This window comes from Acinetobacter sp. TUM15064 (assembly GCF_008980265.1).
GTDB lineage: Bacteria > Pseudomonadota > Gammaproteobacteria > Pseudomonadales > Moraxellaceae > Acinetobacter.
The window spans coordinates 84,282-101,029 of sequence record NZ_BKFU01000006.1 but is presented as its reverse complement, the minus strand read 5'-3'; the positions used below and the strand labels follow the sequence as shown (position 1 = coordinate 101,029).

Here is a 16,748-nt window from a genome sequence, read left to right as displayed (position 1 = left end):
ATTTTCTGACTAAAAATTCGCTCAAATAAACTTCGAGTAATTTCTACCATCAATCAATGAAATATTTTCGATCGATCAATCAGTAAAAATCCACACAAGTTGTTCTTCATAATCTCTTAATGATCTTCTCAATGGTTCGTCACCATCAAGCTAGGTCGGCTATATTACTCTCAATCTCTTAAAAGTCAACTGGTAATTTAAATTAATTTAAACTCTCTTTCTAAAACCCAACTCAATCAATTTTAACTAAGTTGCTGTTTTATCAGAAGTTTTAATCTTCATCACCGCCGATGGATGTGCATTCTACAGCATTTCTATCCCCTTGCAACCCCCTTCTCTCAATTATTTATAAAAAAACTTCTACTTGTTTATTTATTCGGCAAAATATTACTTTTTTCTTATTTCTTGAGTGAAAAGGGAACAATTTCTCCAATTTCATTGCGTATTTTTTCTTGTGAGTTATGTTCTTGCCACTTTAAAGCACGACAGTCGACATATTCACAGTAGCCACTTTCACCATTTTCCTCATAGTTATCAATTTTGACTTGATATTTAAAGCTTCCTACATAACCTGCTGCTAAGCCAAACTTAAAGTCTCCACGGCTCTGTGCGCAAATATGTATCCGATATCCCTGCTCACCTTGATAACACCATTCAAACTCTCGTGGTAAATACATTTTTTGCCCATTTGGCGTTTTCACAGCAGGATAAACACGATGAACTTGAAAGCGTACCATTTGGTCAAACATGGAAGTCTGCTGCTTTTTTAAATCACGTAAATAAATCCGTGACTGAACGACTCGATTAAATGAATCCCGAATTTGCTCTAATAAGAGCTGACGTTGATCTGCTAGATTAATGATTTGATATGTAAAAAAAGCTAAAGGGACATAACTAAAGTCAACACTGCGCCCATATTCAAATGCGCCGAGTTGATCTATGTCATAGTGTTGTCCTTTGTATTTTACCTCGCCATGACACTGACACATCACCGACCAATGTTCAGCTAAGCCAAAACGTAACTTGGTAAAATGAGAAATCAAGGGTGTGGTGATAACTTCTATCTCAAAGCTTAGTTCACTATCTTTTCGTTGAATCTGAAATTTAGGAAATGCACCTATAACGTGTTCTTTGTTTGCAAATTTAAATTGTTGTTTTTCAAAAGCACATTCAGCAGAAATAGAATAGCGACTCAGTTGACCTGCCATATGCGGACTGCTACTGGCTAGAACCGTTGCTGTGTCTAGTGCTGTGGTTCGAATCGCACTGTTATTCCGAAGCATAGGCGTGTTGGGCTGCCCGATCATACTCAAAAAATTTAAGTAATGTAATGGTGCAGGAAGGTTAGGAATGGTTACAGCCTGATGAATGATTTTGTATTTCTTATTGGGCGGATGGTAGGCAGGCAAAGACCGTGAAGGAGTTTGATTAAGTTGTTTAGACTGATCGAGAAAATCTTGGAACAACCACATATCGCACTCCTTCTACATATTATTAACTCATCATGGGTTTTGTTGGCTTCGTGCTAAAAATGTCGTAACAAATCCAGATAACGCATAAATCAAGGAAATCACCAAAATACCCACAGGAATATTGTAGGTCATTGCTGCAAAAATAAAGACTGCAATCGGCAGAACAAAAAATGGAACGCGCTTGCGATCTACTGTTTTAAATGAATAATACTTAATATTCGAAATCATCAATAGACCAACAGAAACAATCACTACAGCGCTGATTGCTTGGATACCGCGCTCACGAATATCAAAAATTTCAGGAAAATCGAGCCCGACCCAAACCAATGAAATAATGATAATGGCTGCAAGCGGACTAGCCACACCAATAAAGTAACGCTTATCGACTACACCAATTTGCACATTAAAACGCGCTAAACGGAACGCAGCACATGCGGTATAGACAAAACAGCACGCTAGACCGATACGACCCAGCGAATCCAAACTCCAGCTATACATTAAAATCGCTGGCGCAACACCAAAGGCAAGTAAATCAGACAAAGAGTCATACTGCTCACCAAAAGCACTCTGCGCACCGATTGCACGTGCCACACGGCCGTCTAGGCCATCCAACAATGCTGCTAAGAAAATAGCATAAATCGCTTGTTGGAAATTACCATTCATACTAGCGATAATGGAATAAAAGCCTGACAACAACGCTGCCGTTGTAATCAGGTTCGGCCACAAATAAATACCTCGACGTTTTACTTTTTGACCTTCCTGTGTATGCTCTTCTTCTTCCACCTCGAAAGTGATCCCATCAAAGCTGGGAACACTGCGTGGAGTAGATTCGCTTTCAGGTTTATTTATATTTGTCATTTTCTGTCGATCCTAATGTAGCCTTTTTCTCTTTAAGTCTGTCTTTATTCGCCAACTAACCAACGAACAGCAGCATGACCACCATTTTCACTCATACGTAAATGCGGGAATAACCACTGTAACGCCTCATCGGCATCTTCGGAAAACTTCCAAGGCGGGTTAATCACCAATAGACCACAGCCGTTTAAGCCCACTGGAGTGTCATCTGGCCAAACACATACTTCACAAATCAACTGACGACGAATACCCGTTTTAATCATTTTCTTTTCAAAACGTTCAATCATCGCGCGGTCTTTAATCGGATACCAAATCGCAAAGACCCCTGTTGACCATTTTTTATGTGCTGCTGCAATCAGGTCCACTAACTGTGGAAAGTCTTTACGTTCAACTTCATAAGGTGGGTCAATCATCACCAAACCGCGTTTTTCTTTAGGCGGAATGACACCGAGTAAGCCTTCATACGCATCGCGCTCATGCAAACCCGCGCGTTTATCACGAACGTTGTAATACAACTGTTGGAATACATCACGCTGCATTTCAAAAATAGTGGCTTTGTCGATTTCACGCATGCCTTCTAATGCAAACCACGGCGAACCAGGATAGGCACCTTTACCTGAACCTTCACGCATTTTTTCAACAATTTTTAAATACTGCTGAACGCCTTCAGGCGCATTACGCTTGATTGAATCATCTAGTTTCACTAAACGATGGATGCCATTTAAAAACTCACCTGACTTTTGTGCTTCTGAAGTCGATAAATCATATTTACCAGCACCGCCATGCGTATCAATATAACGATACGGTTTATCTTTTTGATTGAGGCGAGTCAAAATCTGAAGCAAAAGAACATGCTTCATGACATCGGCAAAGTTGCCTGCATGGAAATGGTGACGGTAATTCATGTTTGTATTATTCCTAAAATCAATGAGTATTTTAGCATGAAAAATAGTTTCGTTCAGACAGCTTTCTTACACTAGAATAACAGCGGCTTTTCTTTGTCTTTTAGGTTTTATGTTATGGAAGCAGTTCTTCTCCCAAAGTCTTGGAATGTTGATCAAATCCTAGATGATTTAGATCAACATGGTTTTGCCATCATTGATGACGCCTACTCTGATGACTATGTACATCAACTCATTGAAGAATGCACTTCGAACTTAAACCGCTTTCGTGAAGCCGCTATTCAAAACGGTGTCATCAGTAAGATCCGTAGTGATCACATTTTATGGTTACATCCCGAACTCCACATTTCCAATCGACATGTACAGTCCCTTTTTAGCTTAGGTCATGAGCTCAACCGTGCTTTTTATCTTGGTATTCGGGACGTCGAAGCGCATTTTGCTTGCTATAACGCCGGCGAGTTTTATGCACTACACCGTGATAATCCTCAAGGTAAAAATGGTCGTATGATTTCTGCAGTTTACTACTTACATGAAGACTGGCAAGACAGCTGGGGAGGTGAGCTTCATCTACAAGATAAAAATAACATTTGGCATGTACTGCAACCCAAACCAAATCGTATCGCACTGTTTCAAAGTGACTTGCTACATGAGGTTTTAAAAGCCAAACATCAGCGTTTATCAATTACCGCATGGTTACGTAGTGACAGTACAATTCTGTGATTCAGGCAATAAGACTTTAAATTGTAAAAAGCATCCTCATATACTGAACATTCATTGAGGAGGATGTAACCGATGCGTGCCAACAGTCAACACATTATTCAGCGTATTGGTGAAACAGACCAACTCTACTTACAAGGCAATAGCCCTGAATTAGCACTTGAGCGTGCTGATTTGCGCTTACAGTTAGTCACACTGAGCCAACTGCGCCAAGAGCAAGTCCACTTCTTACAAGAAGCGGTGGTATTACTTGAGCAAGGTCGAATTGAGTTTGAGGAAATGCCTCTGTCTTTGTACCTCAATTTGTCTTTGCATCTTGCTAAGGCATATATGCTGTACTTTGAAATCACCAAAGAAGATCGCTTTGCGTTGATTACACAGCAAATTTTAAAACCACTGACCAGCTATGGTCAGGGTGATATTTACCTGTTTTTGGCCTACGCCTCTGTGAGTAGAAAAGAATCTGCATTGGCACGACACTGGCTTGGAAAATATGCAAAAAGTACAGAGTTTGATTTCATTTTACTGCGTGAACATGCCGCTTTTATCAGCTTCCATCAAGAAGATTGGTTTATCAAACTCATACAAAGTAAATTGCACTAAAATGTGGGCATCCAAGTTATACATCTAAAGAATAAAAAACGCCTGTGATCAGGCGTTTTTTATAGTTCAAAGACCGTGTTGCTTTCAGTTGTGATCATTCATTTAAGCTGTTTGAAGCTTATAAGCATCTAAGTGCAGTTGTTGATTGAGTTCATCGACCATAATCGCCCAGTCATCATCTTGCACCAAATGGCTGATGAGTAATGCACGCTGTGCTGGATTCCAAAACGCTGCATCATGTAAAGATTGATGAGCGGGTAGTTGATGCGTACGAATATATAACTCAATGGCAGCTGCACTATTAGCAAGTCCCAGTTGAGAAAATAAAAGCTCTAAGGATGGTTTGTGTTGATTGAGCATCTCGCCCTCCTTATCAATACTATTGTCAATTATTATTGAATTAACTTATATGTATTTTTAAAAAAAACCTAGTCTTAAAACTAGGTTTGTTGTTTCAATTTGTGATTATAAATGACACGAACCCGAAAGTTTATTTTCTGTGTGTAATTGCTCGTTTAACTGGTCAACGACCAATGACCATTCATCATCTTTTTTCCAATTGCTGATAATAAAATCATGCTGTGCTTTAGACCAAAAAGGTGCTTTATGCAATGGAACATCTGAAGTGAGTTGATGTGTGTCAATAAACTGATTTATCGCATCCGCACTTGCATCAAGCCCCAATTGCTCAAATAAAAGTTCTAAAGTCGGTTGTTGATCAAACATCATTGTTCTCCTCAAGCCCTTGATCATACCTTTACAGATTAAGGTATGCTTATTTTTTAGTCAGTTGTGTCTATATCTCAGCATGTTATTTTTTGTTCAATAAAGCATTTGTATAAAAAAAGCACCCCGAAATGGAGTGCTTTTTCAACTTAATCAGTTCGATTAAATTATTTAACCATGTCAGCAACTGCTGCACGTTCTTCTTCTAACTCGTTCAGAGTGAAGTTGATACGCTCACGGCTGAATTCGTCGATCTCAAGACCTTCAACGATTTTGTATTCGCCATTTTCAGTTGTTACAGGGAAACCGAACATTACGCCTTCTGGAATACCATAAGAACCGTCAGAAGGAATACCCATTGTTACCCATTTGCCGTTTGTACCAAGAGCCCAATCGCGCATATGGTCGATTGCAGCATTTGCAGCAGACGCAGCAGAAGACAAACCACGTGCTTCGATGATCGCAGCACCACGTTTACCAACAGTTGGAAGGAACACATCTTTGTTCCAAGCTGCATCGTTGATTTTGTCTTTTAAGCTTTCGCCATTCACAGTTGCAAAACGGTAGTCAGCATACATTGTTGGAGAGTGGTTGCCCCAAACAGTCATGTCTTCGATGTCAGAAACTGCAACACCTGCTTTTTGAGCAAGTTGAGTCAAGGCACGGTTGTGGTCAAGACGTAACATTGCTGTGAAGTTTTTCGCTGGAAGATCTGGAGCAGATTTCATTGCGATGTAAGCATTGGTGTTTGCTGGGTTACCCACAACAAGTACTTTAACGTCACGGCTAGCAACTTCGTTTAGTGCTTGACCTTGACCAATGAAGATTTCACCGTTCACTTTCAATAAGTCAGCACGTTCCATACCTGGACCACGTGGACGTGAACCAACCAATAACGCGTAGTCAGCATCTTTAAATGCAACTTTAGGATCATCAGTACCGATCATGCCAGCCAATAATGGGAAAGCACAGTCGTCTAATTCCATCATTACGCCTTTAAGCGCAGCTTGAGCTTTCTCAAAAGGAACTTCTAACAATTGCAGAATAACTGGTTGGTCTTTACCTAACATTTCGCCACTAGCGATACGGAATAATAGGCTGTAACCAATTTGACCAGCTGCGCCAGTAACGGCAACGCGAACAGGTTGCTTCATGTACTTATCTCCATTTGAGGAACGTTAGATATGATTAAATAGCTGTTCTATCTAATCTTAATAATCATAAACGGCAAAGATTGTACTCCAATACTTTGGCAGATGCATGTAAAAGAGAATGAATTCCAACAAAAGTATGATAGGAAATATAAATTAATTTAGAAAAAGAGATTAGTAAGAACCTTTGATCGCAAAGGAACTTGGGCAGTTTTCTTGAATATTCTCTGCACAAGCTTTGTACTGACCGTTGGGTTTATAACAGACCTTGACTTCGGTCAAAATGTTGGTTTGTCGTTGTGTCCGACAGCTAAAACGTAGCCCACTTGCAGGTAGCCCTGGGTTTAAACGTTGAAATTGCCCTCGCAGTGTATTGAGCTGTGCGGTTTTATTTTCAGAAGAAGTCAAATCTGCAGGAATTTTTAAACGCTCTGCATAATTAATCACATTACGGAAATACTGACTGGCATTCATCGGCACACAACCGCCAATTTCTGCCCATAACTGGCGGCGCGCATGTTCATCAGGCATGACTCTCGCCACGACTTTGGTTTGAAGCGGAGAAAGGACCGCAGAAGAATTGGTCTGACACTCCCGTGTGGTGGTTTCAGGATATAAACCCGTAATATTGAGTGAATAACCCTCTAGACACTTCCGTTTTTTCGAGCCTTGGTTATCGAACATACACACGGCGGGTGTCATTTGAATTTCCATCACATAACCAAATACCGTCGGTGCTGCATGAGCAGATGTCGTAAAAAATCCCAAAACAAGACTACTACCAATCATCTGCAGTAGTTTTTGCGTTAAGACTGATGGGAGTGACATCAAAACCATAAAATGTCTAGACCTTTATTATTGACTTTTAAAAGGAATATTTTGCATGCGCTGAGTAATGGACTGCGGTCCTTGGCCAAGCAAAACACCATAATGCGTGGCATTACTCATCACATGCTTGACGTAATCTCGGGTTTCAGTCAGTGGAATACTTTCCGTGTATTGATCCGCTGCAATGGCCTGATTTTCAGGCTGCCAACGACGTGCACGGTTCGGACCCGCATTATAACCTGCTGTCGCCAACACTGGATTATTGCTTAACTGACTTTGGATCATGGACAGATAGAAAGTGCCATAACGTACATTGGTATTCATATCACTCAGTGCGGCTGGATTATAGGTTTCACCCATTTGTCTTGCGACTAATTTTGCCGTATCTGGCATGATTTGCATCAAGCCACCTGCCCCGACATGCGAGCGAGCATGGGTGACAAAGCGGCTTTCTTGGCGCATTAGCCCATACGCCCATGCAGGATCTATGCCTGCATTACGACTGTGACTCACCACATAACTTTGGTGTGGCATGGCATAGCGATAACTATAGTTATGTTGCTTGACTGTTCGATCGGCCGCATAGATTGCTCGGTCATACCACCCCATCTCCGTTGCCCGTTTTGCTGCAGCTAAAATTAAACCATCATCTTGTTTTAAATAAGCTTGTCTGACCGCCCAATTCCACTCACGGTTGACATAATTGTCTGGTGCGTTGACATTGCGCAGTGTAAAAGCACGGCTAAAATGAATATCCTGATTCAAACGTTGTATGTCAGCATTGCTCGGTTGGGTATTCGCAGGAATGGTCTGATAACGTTGTCCAATACGATCTTTTGCCAATAAGTTATGATAATCGTCACCTACTGACAATTTTTTGAAGATCTCACGCGCCAAGGCTTTTGACTTTGCATCACCTCGTTGTTCTGAAGCTCGGGCTAACCAATATTGCCAGCGATCTTCTTGTTTTTGCGTCACACTCATACCATCAACAGCACGAATCACGCTCTCCCATGCACCAAAGCGAATGGCTTGGCGTGCATAAATTTCGGCTTCTTCTTCACTCAGTGCTAAACCATAACTCCGATCGAAGGCTTGTAATACCTCCACATTAAAATTATTTTTCATGACAGTTGTGCCACCGATATACCCCACAGCACGGTACAACGCTTTTTGCACCGACTCAGGGGTACCCTCAGCAGCACGCTTTACCGAAGCCAATGCAGTATTTAGATCACTATCGGCTAAGCGGCCAATGGCATAAATTAAATATGCTTGATCTACAGCCGATGCTTTCGGTGCTGACCATAGATAGTTCAGTGGATCAGCTTGAATGCTATTCAGCTGCGCCAAAGACAAATTCATACCGATGGTTTGTGCAGTTGCAATCGCTTGACCTGACTGCCCTGCACGTAGCTGCGCCCATAGACGTTGTTGCTTGTCTTGTTCCGTCATGAGAGGGCTCGATAGCATCATGCGTCCCAGCCCAGTACATGATTCAGGTTGTGAATTGGTCGCGAGCCAAACATCTTTATATTCGGCGAAAACCAAAGGGTCGCCCGACTTGGCGCGGACTTGCGCCATAGCACAGCTTTCTGCTTGGTCTGCATTAGACACATACGCCAATACTGGCTGTGCGGAAGTAAAGTCAGCCATTTTGACTTTTTCTTCAATATAGTCTGCTGCCAATTTTTCAGCCATCGCGGACTGAGGATAGCGCTGTGCAAAGCCCACGATATTGGCCGCTGGTTGCAACGCTAAATTACTGTTTAATAGCCAATATTCAGGGTAATAGCCCAAGACATCACCCTGCATGCTGCTTTGATATTCTTGCAACAAGCTGACATTGCCCGTATTGGCTGCGCGTAAAGCATCATTGAATTGTTCATCTGCGGCATGTGTCGCTGCAGATAAACCCAAGGCAGCTACACCCAACGCAAACACTTGATAATATTTATTCTGTAATCGTTTTAACATGGGTGTGCCTTCTGTCATCTTTGTATAGCCTAGTCTCGTCTCATCATTTTGATTAGTTTAATAACTCATAACAGACTCTATTGTTCTCTTATGTAACCTTATGATTAGACAATATTAATTTTCCTGTATTTTCACTTCACAAATCAATCTTTTTAGCTTCAGATTTAAAGCTATAAGTTTATTCAGATTTCCTGCTAAAATATGCGCCTTTCGTAGATTTCAAATGGTGCTTGATCGAGCATTTTTGTCGCTAGCCAAGCCCTGCTTTCGCCGCCACAGATACCGATCAGACACAAAAAACCTAGATTTATCCCCCTTAGGAGCCTACATGACGGTTCAAACCTTCATTCCAAATGGTGCCCAAGCTGCCTCAGAAAACACTGTCACCCAGCCACAGCACACCCCAGCCACCGATGGATCAGTTAAAAAACTGTATATCGAAACGCAAGGGTGTCAGATGAATGAGTATGACAGTCACCGTATGGCAGACTTACTGGGCGACTCACACGGCTATGTACTGACCCAAGACCCGAAAGAAGCCGATATTCTACTGATGAATACCTGTTCGATTCGCGAAAAAGCCCAAGAAAAAGTGTTCTCTGAGCTGGGTCGTTGGCGCAAGCTGAAAGACAAAAACCCTGACCTGATCATTGGTGTCGGTGGTTGTGTGGCCTCTCAAGAGGGCGACAACATTCAAAAACGTGCCAACTATGTCGACATGATTTTCGGTCCACAAACCTTGCACCGTTTACCACAAATGCTCGATCAGCACTTTGATCAAATCGAAAAACCCAAGAAAGAAAAAATCAAATTGGTAGATATTTCTTTCCCTGACATCGAAAAATTCGACTTTTTACCTGAACCGCGTGTGGAAGGTTACAAGGCTTTTGTTTCAATTATGGAAGGTTGTTCAAAATATTGTTCATTCTGTGTGGTGCCCTACACCCGTGGTGAAGAAGTTTCTCGTCCGCTGGATGACGTTTTAGCTGAAATTGCCACCTTAGCCGAAAAAGGCGTCCGTGAGATTTCGCTATTAGGTCAAAACGTGAATGGTTACCGCGGTGAAACATTCGAAGGCAATATCTGTACTTTTGCAGACTTGTTACGTCTTGTTGCAGAAATCCCAGGGATTGGTCGTTTGCGTTATACCACATCACACCCGCTTGAGTTTAATGATGACTTGATTCAGTGCTACCGTGATTTACCACAAATGGTATCGCATCTACATTTGCCTGTACAAAGCGGTTCAAATGATGTGTTGCAAGCCATGAAACGTAACCACACCATTGACGTCTATATCGACAAAATTGCCAAGTTACGCAAAGTTCGCCCAGACATGCATTTATCGAGTGACTTTATCATTGGTTTCCCAGGTGAAACCGATGCACACTTTGAAGAAACCTATCAATTTATCAAAGACATGGACTTCGACCATTCCTATAGTTTTGTTTACTCAAAACGTCCGGGTACACCTGCATCTGAGCTTGAAGACACCACTTCTGAAGACGTGAAAAAAGAACGTTTATCCAAAGTCCAAAAGTGGATTAAACAATCGAGTATTGAAAAGACCGATGCCATGCTCGGCACGATTCAACGCGTTTTGGTCGAGAAAGTTTCGGATAAAGATCCAAACCTACTGATTGGTACGGCGGATAACACTCGTTATGTGAGTTTTATTGGTGATGCAGCATGGGTCGGACGTTTCGCAGAAATCGAAGTGACAGAGATTAAAACTTTGAATTTTGTTTATGGCGAACTCTTGAATCTTGAGCCTGACGTGGCGTAATGTAAGGGAATAGATTCTGACTACTTAAAGGAATTCTCTTGACTGCAGCGATTCGACGTACAGTAACTTTTCCTGGGGTTTCAATTGAACGTTTAAAGAGCATGCTCGGTGCTTATAACGGTCATTTGAAACAAATCGAACAGCGTTTAGATGTCACTATTTCCCATCGAGGTGATGCATTTTATGTCGATGGTGAAATGGATGCAGTTGAGAGAGCAGAAGGTCTGCTCCATCGCCTGCATGAAGAAGCAGAAAATACGGTACAAATCAGTGCCGACACCTTACACCTCATGATTCAAGGCAGTCAGACTGACCGTGAATTGCAAGAAGACCTTGATGGGCAAGAGCACACTGGTTTAGATGAAGTGTGGCTTCAAACCCGTAAAGGTCGTATCAATCCACGCGGTGCTAACCAAAAGCGTTATGTGCAGCGTATTCTACAAAGTGATATTTCTTTTGGTATTGGACCTGCGGGTACAGGTAAAACCTATCTCGCCGTTGCAGCCGCAGTCGATATGCTAGAACGTAACGAAATTCAAAGGATTTTATTGGTTCGTCCTGCCGTTGAAGCAGGTGAAAAACTGGGTTTCCTACCAGGTGATTTAAGCCAGAAAATAGATCCGTATTTACGTCCACTCTACGATGCCTTGTATGAAATGCTTGGTTTTGAAAAAGTGGCCAAACTGATTGAACGTCAGGTGATTGAAGTCGCACCACTGGCTTATATGCGTGGTCGAACCTTAAACCACTCTTTTGTGATTTTAGACGAAGCGCAAAATACCACACCTGAACAAATGAAAATGTTCCTCACACGTTTAGGCTTTGGTTCACGTGCAGTGATTACTGGAGATATCACACAGGTCGACTTACCACGTGGCCAGCAATCTGGTCTAGCACATGCTTTGCGCATCATCGACAAGATCAAAGAAATTCACATCACCCGTTTCCACTCACGTGACGTGGTACGTCACCAACTGGTGCAAAAAATTGTTGAAGCTTATGAGGGATGGGATGCAGAACAACATCGCTTAACCGCTGAAGCGCGTGCTGAACGCAAAGCGCGTCAAGAAGCCTTAGTGGCTGAAAATGATGCCGCTGCTGATGCTCAGCATTAAGTTAAAGCCTGCGGGCATTTTAAAATGCCCGCAGGTGTCATTATTTAAGGATCTATTTTGAAACTGAGTCTTTCTCTACAACAGGACTTTCAAGCCCCTGAATTGGTCTTGAAACGTGGCTATCTCAAAAAAGTTGTAGAAACTGTTTTACGTCATATTGGCACACAGAGTAACTGTGAAATTGGTATTGCTTGTGTTGACCATGATGAAAGTCATAAATTGAATTTGGAATATCGTGGCAAAGATAAATCAACCAATGTGTTGTCTTTCCCTAGTGATTTGCCCGATGAAATGGCGCAGATTCTTGACTCATTTCCCATTGGCGATTTGGTCATTTGTATTCCTGTGGTGTTGTCGGAAGCAAAAGAACAAAACAAAGCGCCATTGACGCATTTCACTCATATGCTGGTCCATGGCACTTTGCACCTTATGGGCTATGACCATGAAACATCAGAAGCAGATGCTGAAGAAATGGAAGGCATCGAAATTGAAATTTTGGCTAAACTCGGTTTTGAAAACCCTTATTTAGCACAGTAACTATTAGATTTGAAACAACTTACCCGATTCATTTCGATGTATCGGGTTTATTTATGCTAAAAATAAAGCAAGATGAAAAAATAGATGAAGAGATTATAAAAATGCATACACCAATTTCAAAACTACTCTGCATGATCGCCCTATCCTGCACCACGCCACTTTATGCCAAGAGCAATGATGAAAATCAAACATCCTGTCAGGAAGTAAAGTTTCTAGATTCAGCTCAGGCTTGGGCTGGACATTATTATTTGCAGGGCGTTATGGAGGTTGGTTCTGAGCTTCTACTAGAACCTGACGGCAAATTTAAATGGTATTTAGCTGTTGGCTCTTTAGACCAATATGCCGAAGGGTCATGGTGGAAAAATGGCAACTGTATTGGTTTAAAAGCTTTGCCTAAATATAGCAAGCATTTAGAAATTTTTCCTATCCGCTTAGATGAAGAGGAGTCTCATTTAAGCGTGACTTGGATGGGTGGACATCAAGACGGCGCCTATGTCCGTGCAACTCAATAAACTGAGTTCACCCACATAATCAAAACCTGATTAGAAATGCACAGCTCAACGCACTTCAAACTCTGCCTCTGCTGGGTCACAGACCACATGGCATAACAACTGAAAAACAATGATACAGCCATTTAAAGTTAAAGTCTGAAACTTTGAACGCGCTTACTCAAGTCAAGATTGCATGTGAATAAGCCTAGACTTATCCACATTTCCAACAAAAAAACGGCTTTTAATAAGCCGTTTTTTATTTTTCAAGATTTTTTAGAATTGATAGCGGAAAGTTAATGTTGCATTGCGTGGTGCGCCATACACCATACTATTCACACCTAAACCTTCGTAATATTTTTCATCAAATAAATTGTTCACATTCAGTTGAAGTTTAATATTTTGATCAACTTGATAAGCAGCCATTAAATTCGCCAACACATAAGCATCTTGAGTAATACGCCCTGCAGTCTCGTCTTTATATGCTTTGCTCTTATAGTTTAAGCCACCACCCACGCTCCACTTATTTATTGTATATTTTGTAAATAGATTGGCCGACGTTCTCGCTGCAGTTGTCTGTACTTTGTTACCGTCAGCATCTTTTGCATTAAAATGAGCAAGTCCGAAGCTCATATCCCACTTGTCAGTCAATTTACCATCTAATTCTATTTCGAAGCCTTTACTCTCAACACCATCTGCGCTGCCATAAATATTTTTGACTTCATCACCATCCATAACTGTGCCTATGATCTCGGCTACATTATCTTGCTTGGTTAAAAATACCGACATCGACGCATTAAGTTGTTTGTCAAAAAACTCTCCTTTCAGGCCAGTTTCATAACTTTTACCCTCACGTGGATCAAGATATTGACCATCCGCATTCTGCTTATCTTCTGGTTTAAAAATGCCAGTATAGCTGGCATACCATGAATAATCTTCTAAGAAATCATAGATTAATCCAGCATAAGGTGTCACTTTATTATTAAACTTACGATTACCATCTCCATCAGCACTTTCATACTCCCAGTTAGATACTCGTACACCTGCTACAAGTTTTAGAGGATCTAATAAAGTGAACTTACCTGCTAGATACGCACCTGTTTGTGTAGTTTTATTAGATGGGCTTGCAACATTATTATTAATAGAGCCGAGAAGTTTTGATGGTGTGAAATTGTCAAAATCAATCGTATAGTTATCTAGAGTAGGCGTTCCATAATAGCGATCAGTTTTTTCACTCTGATTATACATAAACCCAGCGACAACTTCTTGTTGTAAGCCAGCCAAAGTAAAAGGCGCAGAAAAATAAATATCCGCATTATTTTGAGTGGTCTTTGACGTATCGGTATATGGGTATAAACCAGCACTACTATTGGTCGCTTTATCTACTGATCCTGACCATAAGTACAACAATGCTGTCTCTGCATCTATTTGGCGGTAATCATAATTAACATTCAGCGTGATATCATTAAATAACTTCTGCTTAAGCTGAGCAAAGGCAGTAGTTGTATTAGTATTCCAATATGTCCAATCACTGGTCACTGTTAAATCACGATCAAAATGCGTTAACGAACCATCAGTATAAAATGCTGGCAAGCCTCCCCATTTGATACCAGAACGTTCTAAATCCTGATAACTGGCACCCACTGACAGATAAGTGCTGTCTGTTAAATCTGCATCAAGCACACCATAAAATAAGTTATTTTCTTTTTCATACAAATCGGCAAAAGAGTCTGTACTTTCATGTTTGACAACAATTCGTCCACGTACACTTCCATCAGCATTTAAGGGTGCAGAAATATCTGCCATGCTGTTCCATGCATTCCACGAACCATAAGAACTGCTTAATGTCCCTGTTAATTCTTTAGAATTTGCATGTTTACGTACCATATTGATAGCCACTGCAGGATTGCCCGCCCCCGTCATTAGCCCATTAGCGCCTTTGACCACTTCCACGCGATCATACATGCTCAGGTCTGGATCGCTAGCAATATCTGCTTCGGCTGTACTTGGTACACCATCAAATAAATAATAATCCACATCAAACCCGCGTGCTGTCGGATATTGACGTTCATCCCAACGGTTGGTGGTAATACCAGTCACGTTATTGAGCATTTCTTGCAAAGAATTTGTATTGGTATCATCTAAATATTCACGGGTTAAAACTTTAACCGACTGCGGTGTTTCGCGAAGTGACAAATTTAATTTGGTAGAGGTACTGGCACTCTTCGCCGTATAACTCTTTGTCCCTTCCGTTACAGATGGATTCTCTTCCTCGGCTTGACTCGTAATCGTTTCAAGTTGTGCACTTTCATCGCTCGTAGTGGGTGCTGCAGACCCCAAAGTTGGGAGAAGTACTGTGGCTGCTGCCATAGCCAATATCAGTGGACTGACTTTGAAGCGCTTTAAAGTTGGGGAGTAATACATGAAACTATATCCTTATAACAGGGATCAAATATTAAAAAAACATGCATGCATCCCCCCCATTAACTTGCTTTAAGAAAGATTCACGAATGCTTTAAAATATTTAACAAAAAACATACTGCAAATGATAATTATTTTTATTATCAATTCAAGTTTTCACCTTTAAATATAAGATTATGTTTTTATTGAGAAAAAATAAATAAACCTCGGAATAAAAATTTAAGATATTGTTTTACATGTTTTTTTATAAATTAATTTAATCATTATAATTTCCCATAAAGAAGCAAGAATATCAATGAACTTCAAACTCTGCCTCTGCTGGGTCAAAACGCCATGTGCGTACAATGCGTAACTCAGAAATATCCTTCATTTTGGTATCGAAAGCGCCGAACGGGGCTGCTTTACGTACTGATGCCTTTGCTGCTTCATCCAACATCTCATGCCCTGAGCTATCAATCAGGCGAATGGCGCGGATACCACCTGAAGCATTTAAAATCACCATTAAACGTACTTCACCCGCCAGTCGTTGTTGTTTAGCTGCTTCTGGGTAGTAACGGTTGCCATAAAATTCTACTTTCTGACGAAACTTTTCAAGATAGGCTGCCGAAATATCTTGCTTGGCTTGAATACCATCAACTGTTTTGATTTTTTGCTGACGGCTAAAGTTTTGTTGACGTTGCAAATATTGCGCTTCAAGGCTTGCCACCATGGCTGCTTTGGCCTGAAACTGGCTGTTCATTTCTTCCATGGCTTTTTTGCGCTGATTATCTTCCGCTTGTTTTTGCCAGCTAAGTGTCGTCATTAACAACTTTTCTTCAAAAGTTAATTCACGCTTTTGCTGAACCTGTTCTAAAGCTTCTCGCTGTTGTTCCCCAGCACTTTGCTCAAGCATCGGCACGGGCATATCACTCGACATCCGGTGGGACTCGCGAAAGGTGCCAGAACCCTGTTGATCCGCTTGCGCCAAGAAATCCGCATCTTCAATTTTTTGATCTGAAGGGCGTAAAGTCACTGCAATTTCTTTCACTGCGGCATCATTTTCTTGAGGCATGGCAAACTGTACAGTCAAAATCACTAGATGCAAAAAAGCTGCAAGCACAACGGTTGCTGTAAAAATTGGATCTTTCCACCAATTATGCGCCAAAGGCATTACATTTATTTTTTTGAACA

General features: G+C 41.2%; 16 protein-coding genes. 6 read left to right on the top strand and 10 right to left on the bottom strand.

Going from position 1 to position 16,748, the window contains the following annotated elements; genetic code table 11:
- Window positions 1-398: 398 nt before the first annotated feature.
- Genes GBI16_RS03550 through GBI16_RS03540 form a run of 3 tightly spaced genes read right to left on the bottom strand, consistent with a single transcriptional unit; the run spans window position 399 to window position 3,232 of the window.
- Window positions 399-1,472 (bottom strand): DUF6670 family protein, encoded by a 1,074-nt coding sequence (locus GBI16_RS03550; protein WP_110975923.1) that lies wholly within the window; start codon window positions 1,470-1,472, stop codon window positions 399-401.
- A 30-nt stretch (window positions 1,473-1,502) separates the two neighbouring features.
- A complete protein-coding gene (pssA, locus tag GBI16_RS03545; protein ID WP_086208911.1) occupies window positions 1,503-2,330 on the bottom strand; it encodes a CDP-diacylglycerol--serine O-phosphatidyltransferase in 828 nt (275 codons plus the stop codon).
- 44 nt (window positions 2,331-2,374) lie between these two features.
- Complete coding sequence (locus GBI16_RS03540; RefSeq protein ID WP_086208912.1) at window positions 2,375-3,232, bottom strand: 23S rRNA (adenine(2030)-N(6))-methyltransferase RlmJ; 858 nt, start codon at window positions 3,230-3,232, stop codon at window positions 2,375-2,377.
- Window positions 3,233-3,346: 114 nt separating this feature from the next.
- Here GBI16_RS03540 and GBI16_RS03535 point away from each other — a divergent pair, with 114 nt between their 5' ends.
- Together GBI16_RS03535 and GBI16_RS03530 are read left to right on the top strand one after the other, a co-directional pair.
- Window positions 3,347-3,949, top strand: coding sequence for a 2OG-Fe(II) oxygenase (locus GBI16_RS03535; RefSeq protein ID WP_086208913.1), 603 nt, complete (start codon window positions 3,347-3,349; stop codon window positions 3,947-3,949).
- 72 nt (window positions 3,950-4,021) lie between these two features.
- Window positions 4,022-4,549 (top strand): hypothetical protein, encoded by a 528-nt coding sequence (locus tag GBI16_RS03530; protein WP_086208914.1) that lies wholly within the window; start codon window positions 4,022-4,024, stop codon window positions 4,547-4,549.
- Window positions 4,550-4,651: 102 nt separating this feature from the next.
- On the opposite strand, the gene GBI16_RS03525 is transcribed toward GBI16_RS03530, so the two are convergent.
- From GBI16_RS03525 to GBI16_RS03505, 5 genes are all read right to left on the bottom strand, one after another.
- Window positions 4,652-4,909, bottom strand: a complete 258-nt coding sequence (locus GBI16_RS03525) for a DUF2789 family protein (RefSeq protein ID WP_086208915.1) — start codon at window positions 4,907-4,909, stop codon at window positions 4,652-4,654.
- A 105-nt stretch (window positions 4,910-5,014) separates the two neighbouring features.
- Window positions 5,015-5,275, bottom strand: coding sequence for a DUF2789 family protein (locus GBI16_RS03520; RefSeq protein WP_086208916.1), 261 nt, complete (start codon window positions 5,273-5,275; stop codon window positions 5,015-5,017).
- A gap of 167 nt (window positions 5,276-5,442) precedes the next feature.
- Window positions 5,443-6,429, bottom strand: coding sequence for a malate dehydrogenase (locus GBI16_RS03515; protein WP_086208917.1), 987 nt, complete (start codon window positions 6,427-6,429; stop codon window positions 5,443-5,445).
- 171 nt (window positions 6,430-6,600) lie between these two features.
- Window positions 6,601-7,215, bottom strand: coding sequence for a ribonuclease I (locus GBI16_RS03510; protein WP_228146990.1), 615 nt, complete (start codon window positions 7,213-7,215; stop codon window positions 6,601-6,603).
- Window positions 7,216-7,281: 66 nt separating this feature from the next.
- Window positions 7,282-9,249 (bottom strand): lytic transglycosylase domain-containing protein, encoded by a 1,968-nt coding sequence (locus GBI16_RS03505; protein ID WP_086208919.1) that lies wholly within the window; start codon window positions 9,247-9,249, stop codon window positions 7,282-7,284.
- A gap of 310 nt (window positions 9,250-9,559) precedes the next feature.
- On the opposite strand from GBI16_RS03505, the gene miaB reads away from it, so the two are divergent.
- The 4 genes from miaB (at window position 9,560) to GBI16_RS03485 (ending at window position 13,181) form a co-directional block, all read left to right on the top strand.
- Window positions 9,560-11,017, top strand: a complete 1,458-nt coding sequence (gene miaB / locus GBI16_RS03500) for a tRNA (N6-isopentenyl adenosine(37)-C2)-methylthiotransferase MiaB (protein WP_086208920.1) — start codon at window positions 9,560-9,562, stop codon at window positions 11,015-11,017.
- Between the two features lie 38 nt (window positions 11,018-11,055).
- On the top strand, window positions 11,056-12,132 hold the full coding sequence (locus tag GBI16_RS03495) for a PhoH family protein (protein WP_062032459.1): 1,077 nt from the start codon (window positions 11,056-11,058) through the stop codon (window positions 12,130-12,132).
- Between the two features lie 57 nt (window positions 12,133-12,189).
- Window positions 12,190-12,669 (top strand): rRNA maturation RNase YbeY, encoded by a 480-nt coding sequence (ybeY, locus tag GBI16_RS03490; protein ID WP_086208921.1) that lies wholly within the window; start codon window positions 12,190-12,192, stop codon window positions 12,667-12,669.
- A gap of 101 nt (window positions 12,670-12,770) precedes the next feature.
- The gene (locus GBI16_RS03485; RefSeq protein ID WP_086209183.1) at window positions 12,771-13,181 is read left to right on the top strand and encodes a hypothetical protein; all 411 of its coding nucleotides are present in this window, start codon (window positions 12,771-12,773) and stop codon (window positions 13,179-13,181) included.
- A gap of 252 nt (window positions 13,182-13,433) precedes the next feature.
- Here the strand turns inward: GBI16_RS03485 and GBI16_RS03480 are convergent, their stop codons facing one another.
- Both GBI16_RS03480 and GBI16_RS03475 read right to left on the bottom strand, forming a co-directional pair.
- Window positions 13,434-15,581: a TonB-dependent siderophore receptor gene (locus GBI16_RS03480; protein ID WP_151706524.1), complete on the bottom strand. Its 2,148-nt coding sequence runs from the start codon at window positions 15,579-15,581 to the stop codon at window positions 13,434-13,436.
- Between the two features lie 289 nt (window positions 15,582-15,870).
- On the bottom strand, window positions 15,871-16,728 hold the full coding sequence (locus tag GBI16_RS03475; protein ID WP_151706525.1) for an energy transducer TonB: 858 nt from the start codon (window positions 16,726-16,728) through the stop codon (window positions 15,871-15,873).
- Between the last annotated feature and the right edge of the window lie 20 nt (window positions 16,729-16,748).